This is a genomic window from Rhodanobacteraceae bacterium (assembly GCA_016713135.1).
Taxonomy (GTDB): domain Bacteria; phylum Pseudomonadota; class Gammaproteobacteria; order Xanthomonadales; family SZUA-5; genus JADKFD01.
This window is the reverse complement of sequence record JADJPR010000020.1, coordinates 614,744-630,867: the sequence shown is the minus strand read 5'-3', so window position 1 is coordinate 630,867 and position 16,124 is coordinate 614,744. Positions and strand designations below refer to the sequence as shown.

Below are 16,124 nucleotides of genomic sequence, written 5' to 3'. Positions count from 1 at the left end.
GTGCGGATACTCGCAGATCGACAACCACTCGGATTGCTGCGGATCCTGGCCCTGCACCGCGTGCTCGACGAGAACATCAGTCGCCGCCCAACAAGGCAGAGGGAGCAAGAATGGCCATCGACAGTCAGGCCCTTGTCGACGACGCGAGTAGAGCTTCGCGCGCGGGTTCACTCCTTCTGCAGGCGCGACAGAACCTCAGTGGCGTGGAAGGTGCGGTTGCGCCTTTGCCTGGGCTCATCCAGGATGCCTCGCTCCACCAGTTGCTCGATGGCTCGATTGGCCGCGACAAAGGAGATTCCGAGGCGGCTGGCGACCTGTTTCACGGACACGACCGGGTGGCCCAGCAGGAAGGCGGGCAGCCGCTTGGCTGTCGCGTCTGAACGAAGGTCCGCCAGCCGCGACAGCCAGTCCTGGCGGAGGGTGTCCAGATCCCGGGCGATGGCGATGGCGCCATCGCTGGCCTCGACCACCGACTGGCACAGCAGTTTTGCCCACGGCTTCCAGTTGGCGTGCAGTTGCACGTCGGCCAGGGCGTCGTAGTAGGCGCGGCGATGGCGCAGCAGACCGCCCGAGATGTACAGCGGCGGGTAGCCCTCGGCGGCCAGGATCAGTGGCATCAGCAACCGACCGGTGCGGCCGTTGCCGTCGACGAAGGGATGGATCGTCTCGAACTGCGCATGCGCGATGGCGATCTGCGCCACGACAGGGATGCGCCAGGGCTCATCTTCCCGCGGTGCGTACTGCAGCATCGACTGCTCCAGTTCGTCCATGCAGCCGGCGATTCGTTCCGGCGGTGCCGGGACGAATACGGCGTCCTCGTGGCGGCCGCTGCCGATCCACACCTGGCTGTCGCGGTACTCGCCGGCGCGCACGTGCGCTGGCGCTTCCTGCATCAGGACGGTGTGCATGTCCTTGACGAGCCGTGTATCCAGGGCACTGCGTGCGCCAGACGAGCGTACCCGGCTCAATCCAAGATCCAGGGCCTGGACATAGCGCCCGGTGACGGCAGCATCCGGCGGCAGTCCGTCGCGGCCTTGTGTCGCCTCGTACTCCAGCAACTCATGCAACTGGGTTCGGGTGCCTTCGATCTGCGAGCTCTGCACCGCCTCCCGCCGCGCCAGCGTGCGGGTCACCATGTCGCCATTCGGCAGCAGGCCCGAGGCGACCCTGAGCCGCTCCAGCGCCTGCATGGCAAGCATCAGGTGGTGCGCGACCGCCTCGTCATCGGGAAGGCGCCGTGGCGTCGGCGGCGCGACCAGCGCATGGCAGTTCGGATGCGCCGCGCACTTCACCAGGTAGCGCTGCAGGGTATGGCTGACGTCGGACCGGCGCATCTGTGGAAGACCCGGCAAGGTCAAACAAGCCTGTCAGTTGTTTAACTTTAGTGCAATACCGATGAATAGTTGCTTGGCTTGTTGAACGCTCGGAGGGAGTGGAAGCACCTCCATGTCGCCGAGCGGCATGCTTCAGGCTTGCCGGTCGAATGTCGTCGCCATGGAACCCTGGACGAACGGCAGCTGCGTTTGCTGCGTTTGCTTCGATTGAGTGCTAGGCTGTGCATACCCTGACTTCTCAGAGATGCTGTGATGCGCGCCGTCTTGATCCCGCCACCGGAAACTCAGTTGCCCACTCCGGAGGAGGCACGCATGGCGCGGGACGGCAGTCTGCGATTGGCCGCGGCGATCGACATCAAGGCGTCCCCCAACGTCAGCATTGGTGGGGGCGCCGAGGCCATCGAGTTGCCCGCATCCGCCGCGCGCCTGCTGGTAGAGCTACTGGCACAGATGGGCCAGGGTAACGCGGTCCAGGTGGTGCCGGTGCATGCTGAGCTGACCACGCAACAGGCGGCAGATTTTCTGAACGTATCGCGGCCCTATCTCATTGAACGTCTGGAAGCGGGCGAGTTGCCGTTCCGAAAAGTCGGCAAGCACCGTCGCGTGCGCTTTGAGGACGTGTTGCGATACAAAAAACGCACCGACTACGAATCGAAGCTGGCCATGACCGAGCTGACCGCGTTGTCGCAGGAATTGGGGCTGTACTGACCGTGGCAGCGCCCGTCGTGGTCGCTGATGCATGCGTACTTTATCCCGCGCTGCTGCGCGATCTGCTCATGCACTTGTGCCTGAAGGGTCTGATCCAACTGCGATGGTCAGACGCGATCCATGATGAGTGGACTCGCAGTCTCATTGCCAATCGGCCGGACCTCGACCCTGCCCGGATCGAGCGCACTCGTACGTTGATGGAGCGCGCGTTGCCCGCCGCCCGCGTTTACGGCCACGAAGGACTCGTCGACACACTGGTGCTGCCGGATCCTGATGACCGCCACGTGCTTGCCGCAGCGATCCATTGCGGCAGCGATGTCATTGTCACCTTCAATCTGTCGGATTTCCCGGATGTTGCATTGTCGCCTTATCGCGTCGAAGCGCTTCACCCGGACGACCTGCTCTCTGAACTTATCGCCAGCGATGCCGTGAGGTTCGCGGGCGCCGTCCGGGATGTACGTGCCCCGTTGCTGAATCCGCCATACACGCCCAATGACGTGATCGACGCACTGCGCCGAACAGGACTCCCGAAGTCGGCTAGCGTGCTTACCGCGATGAAGGAGTTGTTCTGACACTCACCAGTACCAGGGTCCGCAAGCGACCCATGTCATCGCTGATCGTGTCTTGCGAGTGTGCAATCCGGTTGTGGAAGTGATTGATCCACCATGAAATGACGAGCGCGCGCCGCACCCGCACAAACCCGCATCTGTTCTCACCAGCCCAGCGCACCAAATCGCGGTTTCAATCGATTCTGTCCGCATCTGTTCTCACCAGCCCAGCCCTCACTGTTTGAGCCGTGGTGTGCTCTGTCCACCGATTCGCGGTTCCGTGTCCACGGCTTGGGGAGCGCCGTTCCCAGCCGGCATGACGATCGGCCGACGAGGAAGGCGCCCCCGGATTCCGTTTGCGAGTCAGCCCGTTGTTGCAGTTTTCGCGAGTTCCGGGCGAAGGCAGGGCCAGGCCGCCGCCGCCAGCCAGTTCCGCCGCCATCGCGGTAGGAATGCCCGTCACCGGGCACCCCCCGCACAGATCCCGGCGGGCGCAATTAACGCACCGGGCTCCCACCTTGGGTGTTTGACGCGAAAGCGCACGCTGGGCCAGGGATGGGTGATGCGCGGTCGGGGAATGTAAGCCTCCGCCAGCTGGCTCATTCGGTCCCACGTGGTGGAGCCCCGCTGGCTGCGACGCTTGAGCGCCTTGCGCCAGTGGTCGACCGCGTAGTGCCGGAACGCGTCCAGCCGATGAAAGTTGGTCGGTACGCCGTGGTAGGCCATGTAACCGCCAACCACCTGCCCCAGCCATTTCCCCTGAACCGGGATCGGTTGGTGGAGTCGACTCCGCAGGCCGTCCTTGATCGCCACCAGGGCAGCACGCATGCGGTCACGCCGAGTATGGCGACGAAGTTGAAATTCGCCGCGCCGGTCGCGTCCGCAGATGTGCGTGAACCCCAAGAAGTCGAACGTCTCGGCCTTACCCTGTCCCTCCCGGTCGCGCTGCACTTGCGCGTAGCGGCCGAACATCAGCAGCCGGGTCTTCTCCGGATGCAGGGTCTGCAAATCGCTCCAGTCGTGCGCGCATCGCAACCAGGAATGCTTCAGCGTCGCTCTGGTGCTGGAATCCCAGCACGATGTCATCGGCATATCGCACCACGATCATCGAGCCCCGGGCATGGCGCTTTCGCCATTGCTGGGCCCAGAGGTCAAAGACGTAGTGCAGATACATTCGCCAACAGCGGTGAGATCACGGCGCCTTGCGGCGTCCCCACCTCGGTGGCCAGGTGCACCCCGTCCTCGATGACTCCCGCTTCAGCCACTTCCGATCAGCCGCAACACCCGCTCATCGCCGATACGATGCTCCAGAAACCGCAATAACCACTCATGACTCACGGTGTCGAAGAACTTCGCCAAATCGGCGTCCACGATCCAATTTACTTTTCCTGTCCAATCGCCACCGCCAGAGCGTCCAGCGCATCGGCTGTCCACGCCCTGGTCGGAAGCCATACGAGAAGCCCAGAAAATCCTGCTCGTAAATCGCATTCAGCACTTCCACCAGCGCCCGCTGCACGATCTTGTCCTCCAGTGCCCGATGCCCGGGACGTTGCCGTCCATCAGCCTTCTCGATGTACTGGCGGCGCGAAGGTCGTGCTCGGTAGGTGCCACGGTGAACACGCTCTGCAAATCCGCGAGTCGGCGCTCCTGGTCAACCTCGTAGTCGGCCACGTGACGCCATCCACACCGACGGCCGCATCCCGCTTCAACCAGGAAAAGCGGCCCCAAAGCTAGGTGGTGCAACAGCGCCGAAGCCTCCTGCCCTCGGACTTTCGCCCGTTCGCGTACACGTCAGCTGCAGTGACACCTTTCCCGGCTCCGTCCGGCGCTGCGTGGCTGTCCCGCGTTCCCTTCGGCCTGCCGCCTTCGCTCCATGAACTCCGCCTCCGCTCGCGCGTTCTTGTTCGCCCACTTCATCGCTACTACGCAGCAGTCTGACTTCTCCGGTCCTGCATTGTCGGCTTCGGCTCCTCGCCTTCCCGACACGGGCCGTCAGGCGTCACCGCCCACCGGTCGGACCGAGACCTCCCGGCTCCCGTACAAAGCGCGTATCCACATCCAGGTCAGCGACCTCGCCGGGTCGCCACGACGCTCGCGAATAGCGCGTCGCAGCTGCTGCCTTCCGCCGAATAGAAAGCGTCGGCACCCGGAATTAGGGTTCTTTCGCGGCTCAATGGCTGGCCTATGGACGCCCCTGTCAACGCTTCACGACGCATCTCGCGATGCGCCATGCATGACTCGGGGACAGATTGGATCGCTACTCCTCTCCCTGTCGGGGACTCTCACCCCTTACGCTTTGCCGGTTTGCGCCGGCGCACCTACTCAAACCCATTCTTGAAGATCAGCTCAACGCCTGCTGCCGGGCAATTCAGGGTCCAACTGCGATTCACCTGTGTCAACGAAGCCCGCCTCTCCACACAGTTCAAAGTCGCGCTCACGGCTGTGCTTTGCAGGACGCAGCTCGGCAGATTGAGGTTCTGTACGGCCGTGGTCGGCCCAACGAAATCGAGTTGCGCGATGGTCGTTGTGGGGAAGGCCGCGCCGCCATTGTTGATCGCGCATTCGCTCAAGGTCGTGGTGGCGGGCTGGCCCGAGCCCAGGCCGCCCGATGGCGTGACCGCAATCGGCGACGCGCTACCGGTTGTCGCGTAGTTGATCGTGCTACCGGTGGCTGGATTGAACGTCAGTGCGGGCGGCACATTCGCCGCTGCCGGACAACTCAAGTTCCAGCTGCGCTGAACCGCGCTCCCGGGGTTCGAGGTTTCGGTGCAGACCAAGGTGCCGTTTTGCACGCTGGCGCCGGGCGTGCAGCGTAAATCGATGAGTCCGCCGCTGATCTGCGTGCCGCCAGCGGTGCCCAGCAGATCGATGGGTCCGTTGATGATGGTGAATCCAGTGGATGCAGCGCATGGATTGACTCTGACCGAGCCGGGCGCCACCCCGCCAGTAGAGTTGACTGAAACAAGGCCCCTGTTGGTGCTGACATCGAAGGGCGCAAACGTGACGCTGCCGCCGGCGTTCGGGTTGTATGCCACGATCGGCGCTGCGGGCGGCGCCACTGGTGCGAATTGCGCTTCCAGGGCCCCGATATCGCTGGCGTCGCCGAACTCGAAGTTGGGTATCGTCGGCAAATCGAGTTGCCGCGAAAAGCCGCGCGCATCGAAGAAAGCGTTGGTGCTGAAGCCGCCATCGAGCGCGGCATTGCCGCCCCGAAGAGCGCGCGTGCGCACCGGGCCTCCATTGTTGGCCAGCGGATCGAGTGCCGTGTTGGCAGGACTCGCATCGCCCGTGGATGTGAGTTGTGGCAGGGCGATGTTGCTGATGTTGTAGCCCTGCGAGGTGAAGTTCGGCGCAAACAGGGCACTGTTGGCAGTTGCGCCATTGTTGCTCAACAGCGTGTTTTTCATCGTGACGGGCGCGGTGGCATCCGGGTTGCCGTTGCGCCCGACGGCAAAGATGGCGCCACCCAAGCTGCTCGCGGTGTTGTCAGCCAGCGTGCTGGAAAGCACCTCCAGCCGCGCCTGCGCCGCCGGGCCGTTGTCGGCATTGGCAACGACATGCATCGCTGCGCCGCTTTCGGCGGTATTGCCGCTGAAGGTGCTTTGCTCAACCCGCAAGCGATTGTTGCGGCCCTCGAAATGCAGCGCGCCGCCCACGGTACCGGCATTGCTGGCAAAGGTGGAGTTCTGAATGATGCCATCGCCAAAAAACAGGCTGACGCCGCCGGCGGACTCGGCCGTACCCACGCTGTTGATCACTTCGACTTCGGTCAAGTGCAACTCGGCCTGATTGGCATCGATGGCACCACCGCCGTTCGCACCGCTGTCGCGCCCGTTCGACAAGGTCACACCGCTGATCCCCAAATGAATCGGCACGCTGGGTTGCGCTGGGCCCACGGCGCAGATCAGACCAAAATCGGGTGCCCCGGCCGCGCGCGTGATGGTGATGCCCGTGGCGCCCGGTCCGACCAGATTGGTGCTGCCGGTCAGGATGGGCAGTGGGTTGGTCAGGTCAATCCTGCCAAAGCCAGTAATCAACACATCATCGACGCCGGGGCCATTCGCATTGGCATTGAGCAGCGCCTGCCGCAAGGTTCCCGCGCCGGCATCACCTGGCGTGTCGACAATCTGCACCTGCGCTTCCGTCGCTCCGATATCGCTGTGATCACCACCGCTGGCCGCATTGAAGAACGGCGTGTCAAACAACGCCAGACCGCGCTGATCCCGGATGCGGCCCAGGCCGCGATCGATCACGGAACTGCTGGACAGCGGCATATGCACCGGCACTGGCCCGGAATAAATGGCAAGCGGGCTCAAGCGCGGATCCAACGGGCTGCCGCTGGCGCCGACCTGATCCCCGGTTTGATTGAACGCCGTGACCATGCCCGGGTTGCCAATGACGTTGAAGCCGCCCGAAACAACCCGGCCATTGCTGTTGTCACTGAAGTCATTGCCGCTGCGCTGCCCGGCAATAATGCTGCCAAACACGAAGGTCGGACTGATGAATGCGTCCACGGCACTGGCACCGGCATTGGCGTGGATGGTCGAGCGCAGCACGCTGGCACTCGCCTGCTCGAGCCCCAGCGCGTTGCCGCGATTGCCCGAGATGGTGCTGAGCTCGATCAGCGTGGTGCTGTTTGCAAGCCCGCTGAGCACCACGCTGTTGTCGACGGAACCGGCATTGCCGGTGATCGTGCTGCCGCGCAGCAGCAGCGCACCGCGGTTCTGAATCGCGCTGCCGGCATTGGTGCGGCCACCGCTGATCACGCTGTCGACGATGCTCAAGTGCGATCCTGCGCCGTTGAGTACCACACCACCGGCACCCGGATTCGGCGGGGTATTGTCACGCGTGTTGGCATTGCCATCGGCCAAGGTGACGCCGCTGATGCTGACCAGGCGATTCTCCGCCACGGTCAAGACCCGCGCCTGCCGCGCGCCGTCTAGCGTGAGCCGCTGCGCGCCCGGGCCATGAATCGAGACATTGCGGTCAATGCTGAGCTGGGTGCCAAAGCGCAGCGTGGCTGCTGTCACCGTCAGCGCAGGATCGAACAGCATGTCCCTCACTGCCGGTGCCGCCGGCGCATTCACAAGGGCCTGGCGCAGCGAGCCCGGGTCGTCGAAGCTCAAATTCTCGACGAAAATCGGCGACAGCTCGACCGCGCCAATGTCGGCATCGTTTCCGCCCGCCGCCGGTTCGATCGCCAGGTTGACCAAAGGCACGCCGCGCACGTCGGCCGCTCGAAAACTCCGGCCCTTGTCGAGCAGCGGACTGCCCAGCAGCGGCACATGCACTGGCACGCTGCCAGCGTGATAGCTCAGCGGACTCAGGATCGGATCGAGCGGACTGGCGCCGGTGCCGAATTGATCGCCGGCCTGGTTGAAACTGCCGATCAAATTGCCGACACGGCCGATTGCGTTGTAACCCCCGGAAATGGTCGTGCTGCTGAACACCGTGATATCCGCGGTGCCACCCACATTGCCCGCCACCACGCTATTGCTCATGTGCAGGGTGCCGCTTTGATGCGAAATGCCGCCAGCCTGGTCGCTGCCCGCGCCGCGCATCAGGTTGCCGGTAATCGTGCTGTCGATGACGGTCAGGTCACCGGCCACGAAGACACCGGCGCTCTTGTTGGAGAAGTTGGACACCATCAGATTGCCGCTGATCGTCGAGCGCAGAAGCCGCGTCGGGCCAATGACGTGGAGCGCGCCGGCCTGGCTGTCACCCTGGCCGTAGTTGCCGGTCATGCTCGACTCGCTCAGCAGCAAGGAGCCACCCGGTGATTGCGACAAGCCACCGGCGCCGAAAACCCCGGAGCCCGTCGCACGACAATTGCTGATTTCCACCCGATGCAGCACCACCACGCCGCCTGCAGCGCTCACGCAGCCTGCATCGGCACCCACGCCATCGGCAATGCGCAGCCCACCCAGGGCGACGCGCGCACCGCCGGTCAAACGAAACACCCGACTGCGCCCCGCGGCGCTGATCGTCAGCCGGTGGGCGCCGGGGCCGACAATGGCCATATCGCTGCTGATGGTCAATTCCGAGTTGAGAACGAAGCTTCGCGGCGAGTCAAAGAAGGGCGTCGCGAAAATGATCTGGTTGCCGGGCGGGGTGAGTCCCGCGGAGGCCGAGATGGCTTCGCGCAGCGAGCAATCGCTGTCACACACGCCGTCGTTGGTGTCCGCAACTTTGGTCACGCGGAAGCTGGCAGGGGTCAGCGTGGTGATCGTGAGGGTGGCGGCCACCACATCGCCGGCGTCGCCGGACCAGCCATCCTCGAAACGCAAGATCCAGGTGCCATTGACCGGTGTGTTGAGGAAAGCACTGTTGATGGAGGTAATGGCCGGCGGCGGCGTGGCCGGGCCCGCAATCACGCTTCGCGCATTCGATACCGGGATGTCCACGTCGCCAACATTGGCCAGCGTCCACCAGTTGTTGGCACTGCTGTCGCGAAAGCCATAGCCCGCGTGGGTGGAGATCAGGTTCGAACTGGAGCCAGCTGAGGTTGCGGTCGTCGCGCCGGTCCGTTCGAACAGCACGTGCTCAACGCCGAGTGGAGAGATCAGCGTGACTTTCAGATCGCCCACGAACGGGTGGTTGGCGCGAAACGCGAGGTCGATGCTCTGCACCGTAGCGATGCGGGTGGATGTGAACAACACATCTCGCGGCGGACCGTACTTGCCGGGGCCCGTTCCGGTGCCATCGGGAATGGGGCCCAAGTTGGTCCCGGTCATCACCTGAGCGCTGACACTGGCGCTCAGGAACAGCGCCAACGTCAGTCCAGTGGCTATCAACGCACGCGCAGTGCCCAGTGTTCGCATGATCCTTCCCCTGTCGGCCCGAAGATCGGGCGAGTGGCTTCAAAACGTGCCGAGTCGTGCTGGCCCTGCCTGCATCAGGCGCAGGTTGGGGCAGCAGCAGAGTCCAGTTCGGGGTTTGTGCAGAAGCAGGCCCAAAAGGGCCATCAGGGGGCCAGTTCGCGGTACAGCCACAGCTTGGCCATCGCCCATTCGCGCTTGACCGTGCGCTCCGAGATGCCCAGCGCTGCCGCAATCTCGGCGCCTTCCAGGCCGCCGAAGAAGCGCAGTGTGACGATGTCGGCCTGTCGCGGGTCCAGGCGTTCCAGGTCGCTGAGCGCATGGTCCAGCCGTTCGAGCTCGAAGTCCCTGCCGCTGCCCGGATCGACCCTCACGCTGAGCGTGACCGGGCTGCCGTCGCGCTTGAGGGCCATGCGACGGCGGTAGCGTTCGACCAGGATGCGGCGCATGGTTCGCGCCGCCACCGAATAGAAGTGCGCCCGGCCGGCGAAGTCGACGCGGTCGACATCGACCAGTTTCAGGTAAGCCTCGGCGACCAGTTCGGTGGGCTGGATCGAGGCCCCGCGGTCGCGGCGCAGCTGGGCTTTGGCCAGGCGCTTGAGTTCTTCGTAGATGCTTGGCAACAGCGCATCGAGTGCCTCGGTGTCACCGGACTGCCAGCGCTGCAGCAGCAGCGTGACCGGCTCAGGACTGCCGCTCAAGGCGCAACCCCCGGCAGCAGATTGAAGTCGGCGATCAGCTGCATGAATTCCGGTCGGCGCCAGCCAGAATCATAGACCTCCCGGGCGAACGGGCGCGCTTCCTCGATCCGCCCCAGGTAGGCCAGGGCGATCAGGTGATTGTGGACGGTGGCGTGGTCGCGGTCGCTGGCGATCAGCGGTTCGGTGATCGCCAGCACCGCCGCAAAGGCCGCGGCAGACGCCTGCGCCTGTCCCATCGCCCGCAGGATGCGGCCCTTGGCGACCCACAGGACCGCGTGGTTGTTCTGGTGACCGGCGTTCTCGGGCTCGCGTTCGATGAGCACTCGCGCCAGGCGCAGACCCGCTTCCGTGCTCTGCAGGGCGGGCGCCAGTTCACCGGCCAGCTCCTGCGCGCGCCCCAGCATCCACCAGGCCGAGACCAGGTTGTTCAGCAACTGGATGTCGTCGGGATTGGCCTGGTAGAGCGCCTCGTCCATCTCGAAGGAGGACCGGCAGGCGGCGACGACCTGGTCCGTGCGCTGGCTGTCGAAATAGGCCATGCAGCGCTTGTAGCGGATGTCGGCGAGGTCGCGGCGCAACGCCGGGTGCTGGCGGACGGCCGGCACGGCGAGCGATTCGGCCTCGTCCAGCCAGACCAGCGAGGCTTCCGCCCGACCCTGGCGCACCTGGCTGTCGGCATACAGATACATGCCGCGCAGCAGCAGCGACCAGCGCTCCTCGGCGCTCGGTGGCGTCGACGCACTGTCCTCCGGCTTCAGCCCGGCGGTGAGCCGGCGCGCCAGCTCGACAGCCTTCAGCGCATGCGGCTCACTGCCGGCATAGTCGCCGCCGTAGCGCAGCACAGCCCCGTAGTCGCGGGTGGCCAGGGCCAGCCGGTATTGCACCAGCTGGTCCTCCGGCAGGCGCTCGGCGAGCGGCTGCAGCGCCTCCATCGCGCGCCGGTAGGCGTCGGTGGCTTGCGCCAGGTGGCCCTGCATGTCGAGCACTTCGGCCACCCGGATCAAGGCCAGGGCGTTTTCTCCGCGGCCGCCACCGATCCGGCTGCTGCCGAGTTCGCCGTAGTAGTCGACGGCTTTGAGCGCCACCGGTTCGAGCAGCTTGAGGCTGCCCACGGCGCGCAAGTCATCGTAAAGATCGACCAGCATGAAACTCGCCAGGTCTTCGGCCTGGGCGCGTGCAGTCTCGGCACGCGCTTGTGCCGCCAGTGCCATGGTGCGCTCGGCCCGCAGGTCGGTGGTGTATCTCCAGCCGGACAACAATCCGATCCCGATGAGGCCAGCCGCCAGCGCCAGGCGCAGCCGGCGTGCCGGACGGCCGATGATCATGCGCAGCGCCTCGCGGGTTTCGCGCGCGCTCGGCCGAGCCTGCGGATCCGGCGTCAGCAGTCGGCGCAACAACTGGGTTTCCATCCGCGGCAATCCCGTGGGGATGGCCACTTCGGCGCGACTGGCGCGCCGCAACAATTCCTGGCTGCCCAGCTCCACCGGCCAGGGCGTCTTGCCCGTCAGCAACTCGCCCAGCAACAGGCCAAAGCTCCACAGATCCGCAGCGGTGGTGGAGACCTCGCCGCGCGCCTGCTCGGGCGACAGATATCCGGGCGTGCCGGCGACCTGGGTCTGCGTCGGCGGGTTGGCGTCGGCATCGCCGGCCGCCATCGTGGCTGTGCTCGCGGTGACGCGGGCAAGCCCGAAGTCCAGCACCTTGACCCGTCCGGACGTCGTGAGCATGACGTTCTCCGGCTTCAGATCGCGATGGGCGATGCCGCGTTCGTGTGCCGCCACCAGCGCATCGGCGATCTCACTGGCGATGCCCAGCGGATCGGCCGGCCGGCCGTTCTGCAGCAGGCTGCGCAAGGTCTGGCCCTCGATCAATTCGAGCACCAGCACGTCCTGGTCCTGGTCTTCGAAGAAGTCGTAGACCGCGCAGATGTTCGGGTGACGCAAGCCGGACAGCACGCGCGCCTCGGCCAGGAAGCCACTGCGCCGCGCGGCCGACATGCGCAACTCCGCCTTCATCAGCTTGACGGCCACCGGCCGCTGCAGCAGTTCATCCACGCCCGCGTACACATCGCCCATCCCGCCGCGGGCGAGCAGCCGCTGCAGCTTGATTCGACCCAGGCTGCCGCCACTGGCGTCCGTCTCCGGCTCGAAGGTCGACGCAAGCGCGCCGTGCTCCATGAAGCTCTGTTGGCTTTCGCCGGCGAGCAGTTCCTCGACTTCGCGGCGCAGCTCCCCGTCACCCCCACACCGCTGCGCCAGCCAGCGCTCGCGGGCGCCCGCCGGTTGTTCCATCGCCTCCAGCAAGACCGACTTGATCTGTTGGTAACGGGTCGGATCCATCGCTCAGGGGAGGAACAGCCGGCATTGGAGCACAGCGGAGTGCACGTGAAAGGAAGAAGAACGGGATACAGCCGAACGAAAATGGCTCAAGATTGACCGGCCAACGCAATCCGCTTGCAATGCGGCCCTCTGGCGTTGGCGTGACAACATCGCCTGGTTGGCCGACCACAACCACCAAAAAGGAAAGCACCTGGTGCGTGCCGATTCGCAAGATCGCTGGCAGGTACTCATTGCCATCTGCGTCGGCCTGGTCTGGGGCATGGCGGAGGCGAGCTTCTTCTTCATCGTGCCCGATGTGCTGCTCAGCGCCTGCGCGATCCGGAGTGGCCGGCTGGCGTTGTCTGCGTTGGCAGGCAGCCTGGCCGGCGCCTGTCTTGGGGGCGGTGCGATGTTCCTGTGGGCGCAGGGCGCTCCGGCGGCTGCGACGGCGGCGGTGGACGCGGTCCCGTTCATCCCGCAGCGCCTGTTCGGGTTTGCGGCTGAGCTGTCGGCAGCGCACGGCGGACTGGGCATCCTGATCGGTTCGCTGAGCGGCGTCCCGTACAAGATCTTTGCGGTGCAGGCGCCGGACACCCTGTCGCTCGGCGGATTCCTCGCCTGGACATTACCGGGGCGGGCGTTCCGCTTTGTGCTGTCGGCGACCATCGCCTGGGCGCTGACGCGCTGGCTGGGGGAGCGATTGCGACCGGGAGCGGTGCCGGTTTGCTGGGCGCTCGCCTGGATCGCCATTTACGCGGCCTACTGGACCGAGATGTCGACCTGATGAGCAAGGGAGGCCCTGCCGGAGCCGCACTCGGCCGCTGGTTGATCATCGCCGGCATGGGTCGGACCGGGAAACCTCTGGACAAGTCTCGCGGCCGCGACTCCGTCAACGCCGGCGATCTCCCCGCGTTGATCATCGTCACGTCCGGCGAGGTGCGTGATGGAAGACCCCGGGTTGTTCGGCACACTGGTCGCGCTTGCATTGCTGGGGGTGGTGTTCGGCCTCGTCGAACGCTGGCGTCCGGCTGTGATCGGGCAGCGGATGCTGCGCCCGGGCTACGGCACGGATCTGGTCTACTGGCTGACCACGCCCTGGTTGACGCGAAGCGTGACGCGCATCGGCGTGGTCCTTGCGCTGGCGCCGCTGTTCGCGCTGCTCGGGCGGCCGTTGACGCGCGAGTCGGTGCTGGCCGGGTACGGAGCCGTGGCGCAGTGGCCGATGCCGGCGCAGGCTTTGGCGATCGTGGTCATCGGCGACTTCGTTGGCTACTGGACGCATCGCGCCTTCCACCGCGGATGGGCGTGGCGGGTGCACGCGGTCCACCATTCGAGTGAAGCGCTCGACTGGCTCGCGGCGGTGCGGGTGCATCCGCTCAATGACCTCGGCAACCGGGTGGCCCAGGCGCTGGTGCTGATCGGACTCGGATTCTCGCCATTGGCGGTCGCTGCCATCCAACCCTTCCTGACGCTCTACGCGATCTTCCTGCACGCCAATGTCCGCGCCGATTTCGGCCCCCTGCGCCATGTGATCGCCACCCCCGCCTTTCACCGCTGGCACCACACCAGCGAGGCCGATGGGTGCGACAAGAACTTCGCTGGACTGCTGCCGCTGTGGGACCTGCTGTTCGGGACCTTTCACATGCCACCGGGGCGCCAGGCCGAGCGCTTCGGCGTCGACGGAATCAAGGTGCCTGGCAGCTACCTGGCGCAACTGATGTTCCCGTTCCGACGCACGGCAACAGAGCCCCCTGCCGGCGAGGACCGGTCGTAGACCTCTTCCGCGACTGCGCGGTGCTCGCATGGCGCCTCCCGCGCCAACGCGCGGCGCCTTGCTCGAGTGCATTCCGCGCAAGTGGGCGTGACCTGACGCGCGGCCCGCCGCCATGGAAGCGGCGCCGGGGCGACCTTTCCCATGCTGGATCGACGCCGGCCATCGCCGGTCTGATCCTGTGGCGGACGGGACCGGTCGCGACAATTTCGCAACCGCACGGCGGTGTTCGGCTGGGGATTCATGATCGCCTGGCTGGCGATGCTTTGCGCGTCCGCCTGGATCCTGGTGCGCGCCTGGCCGAGCGCGCAGCACACCCCCGCTGCACGGAATGCGTCGCGTTAGGATGCCATCCCGCACTCGCCGGACCTACCTCGCATGTGCAGGAACATCAAGACCCTGTTCAACTTCGAGCCGCCGGCGAGCGCGGAAGAGGTGCGCGCTGCGGCGCTGCAGTTCGTGCGCAAGCTGAGTGGGTTCAATGCGCCGTCGAAGGCCAACCAGGCGGCCTTCGACCGGGCGGTGGCGGAAGTCACCGCGGCGGCGCGGACGCTGGTGCATTCGCTGGTCTCGCCGGTCAGTCCCAAGCTGCGCGAGATCGAGGCGGCCAAGGCCATGGCGCGCAGGCGCCTGCGCTTTCCCAAGGCTTGAGCGTCCAGGCCGTCAGTTGTCGCTGGCGAACGGCGCCGGGCCAGTCCCCGGCGGGCGGACGCCGGTATAGTGCGCCCAGGGCCGGGCTGTTCCCGCGCCCACAGCCAGCAATCGGGAGAGCGAATCCATGGGTCTGATCCAGGCAGCGGTGGGGGCGATCGGCGGCACTCTGGCCGACCAGTGGAAGGACTTCTACACCGTGCCGGATGGCCTGCCGGCGACCGCGGCGCTGTTCGCGGCGGTGCCGCGCGGCACCAATGCCGGGCGCGGGTCGAATACCCGCGGCTCGACCAACATCATCAGCAATGGCTCGAAGATCGTGGTGCCCGAAGGCTACGGGCTGCTGCTGTTCCAGGACGGCGCGATGACCGGATTCGTGGCCGAGGCCGGCGCCTACGAATGGCGCTCGGACGATCCGAATTCGAAGTCGATCTTCGCCGGCGACGGCATCGTCGACTCGCTGATCAGCACCAGCTGGGAGCGCTTCAAGTTCGGCGGCCAGCCGGGCTCGCAGCAGGCTGCCTTCTTCGTCTCGCTGAAGGAGCTGCCGGACAACCGCTTCGGCACCCAGTCGGAGATCTACTGGGACGACGCCTTCCTCAACACCCAGGTGGGTGCGGTCACCCGCGGCTCGTACACGCTCAGGATCGTGGACCCGATCCTGTTCGTGAAGAACTACGTGCCGGCGGCCTACCTGCAGCCCGGCAAGGTCTTCGACTTCACCGACCTCGACAACGCCGCCGCCGGCCAGCTGTTCAACGAAGTGGTGAGCTCGCTCGCACCGGCCTTCAGCCGCTACACCAACGATCCGTCCAAGGGCAACCGCATCACCCGGCTGCAGCAGGATTCGATCGGCTTCGCGCGCAGCCTGTCCGAAGCGGTGGAGAGCGGCTACCAGTGGAAGTCCGAGCGCGGCCTGGCGATCGTCAAGACCGCGATCGTGTCGATCGAATACGACGCCAACACCCGGGAGCTGTTGAAGACGGTGCAGCGTGCCGATGCGCTCTCCGGCGCGCGCGGCAATTCCAACCTGCAGGCCAGCGTGGCGGCGGGCATCCAGGCGGCGGGCGAGAACGGCGGTGCGGCGGGCCTGGTGGGCGTGGGCATGGCCACCGGCATGTTCGGTGCCGGCAATCTGCAGCAGCCAGCCACACCGGCCGCGGACGATCCGATCGCCAAGCTGAAGAAGGCCAAGGAGATGCTCGACCTCGGCCTGATCACCCAGGCCGACTACGACGCGCTGAAGGCCAAGGCGCTGGGCCTGTAGCCGCCCGC

At 65.7% G+C, this 16,124-nt stretch carries 10 protein-coding genes and 1 pseudogene; 6 read left to right on the top strand and 5 right to left on the bottom strand.

What is annotated here, in order from left to right; all coding sequences use genetic code 11:
• Positions 1 to 167: 167 nt before the first annotated feature.
• Positions 168 to 1,334 carry a Fic family protein gene (locus IPK27_17635; protein ID MBK8069375.1) on the bottom strand — a complete coding sequence of 389 codons (1,167 nt, stop codon included), beginning with the start codon at positions 1,332 to 1,334 and terminating at the stop codon, positions 168 to 170.
• A gap of 252 nt (positions 1,335 to 1,586) precedes the next feature.
• Between IPK27_17635 and IPK27_17630 the strand changes: the two genes are divergently transcribed.
• Both IPK27_17630 and IPK27_17625 read left to right on the top strand, forming a co-directional pair.
• The gene (locus IPK27_17630; protein MBK8069374.1) at positions 1,587 to 2,042 is read left to right on the top strand and encodes a helix-turn-helix domain-containing protein; all 456 of its coding nucleotides are present in this window, start codon (positions 1,587 to 1,589) and stop codon (positions 2,040 to 2,042) included.
• 2 nt (positions 2,043 to 2,044) lie between these two features.
• Positions 2,045 to 2,614: a PIN domain-containing protein gene (locus tag IPK27_17625; GenBank protein MBK8069373.1), complete on the top strand. Its 570-nt coding sequence runs from the start codon at positions 2,045 to 2,047 to the stop codon at positions 2,612 to 2,614.
• Between the two features lie 435 nt (positions 2,615 to 3,049).
• Here IPK27_17625 and ltrA read toward each other — a convergent pair.
• From ltrA to IPK27_17605, 4 genes and pseudogenes are all read right to left on the bottom strand, one after another.
• A pseudogene (gene ltrA / locus IPK27_17620) lies at positions 3,050 to 4,507 on the bottom strand (group II intron reverse transcriptase/maturase).
• Positions 4,508 to 4,908: 401 nt separating this feature from the next.
• The gene (locus IPK27_17615; GenBank protein ID MBK8069372.1) at positions 4,909 to 9,363 is read right to left on the bottom strand and encodes a CSLREA domain-containing protein; all 4,455 of its coding nucleotides are present in this window, start codon (positions 9,361 to 9,363) and stop codon (positions 4,909 to 4,911) included.
• Between the two features lie 191 nt (positions 9,364 to 9,554).
• The gene (locus IPK27_17610; GenBank protein ID MBK8069371.1) at positions 9,555 to 10,109 is read right to left on the bottom strand and encodes a sigma-70 family RNA polymerase sigma factor; all 555 of its coding nucleotides are present in this window, start codon (positions 10,107 to 10,109) and stop codon (positions 9,555 to 9,557) included.
• The gene (locus IPK27_17605; protein MBK8069370.1) at positions 10,106 to 12,448 is read right to left on the bottom strand and encodes a protein kinase; all 2,343 of its coding nucleotides are present in this window, start codon (positions 12,446 to 12,448) and stop codon (positions 10,106 to 10,108) included. Before IPK27_17605 ends, IPK27_17610 begins: the two co-directional genes overlap by 4 nt.
• A 193-nt stretch (positions 12,449 to 12,641) precedes the next feature.
• Here IPK27_17605 and IPK27_17600 point away from each other — a divergent pair, with 193 nt between their 5' ends.
• The 4 genes from IPK27_17600 (at position 12,642) to IPK27_17585 (ending at position 16,116) form a co-directional block, all read left to right on the top strand.
• Complete coding sequence (locus IPK27_17600; GenBank protein ID MBK8069369.1) at positions 12,642 to 13,211, top strand: hypothetical protein; 570 nt, start codon at positions 12,642 to 12,644, stop codon at positions 13,209 to 13,211.
• A gap of 156 nt (positions 13,212 to 13,367) precedes the next feature.
• A complete protein-coding gene (locus tag IPK27_17595) occupies positions 13,368 to 14,201 on the top strand; it encodes a sterol desaturase family protein (protein MBK8069368.1) in 834 nt (277 codons plus the stop codon).
• A gap of 375 nt (positions 14,202 to 14,576) precedes the next feature.
• On the top strand, positions 14,577 to 14,849 hold the full coding sequence (locus IPK27_17590) for a DUF2277 domain-containing protein (GenBank protein ID MBK8069367.1): 273 nt from the start codon (positions 14,577 to 14,579) through the stop codon (positions 14,847 to 14,849).
• A gap of 127 nt (positions 14,850 to 14,976) precedes the next feature.
• A complete protein-coding gene (locus tag IPK27_17585) occupies positions 14,977 to 16,116 on the top strand; it encodes an SPFH domain-containing protein (protein ID MBK8069366.1) in 1,140 nt (379 codons plus the stop codon).
• Positions 16,117 to 16,124: the final 8 nt, after the last annotated feature.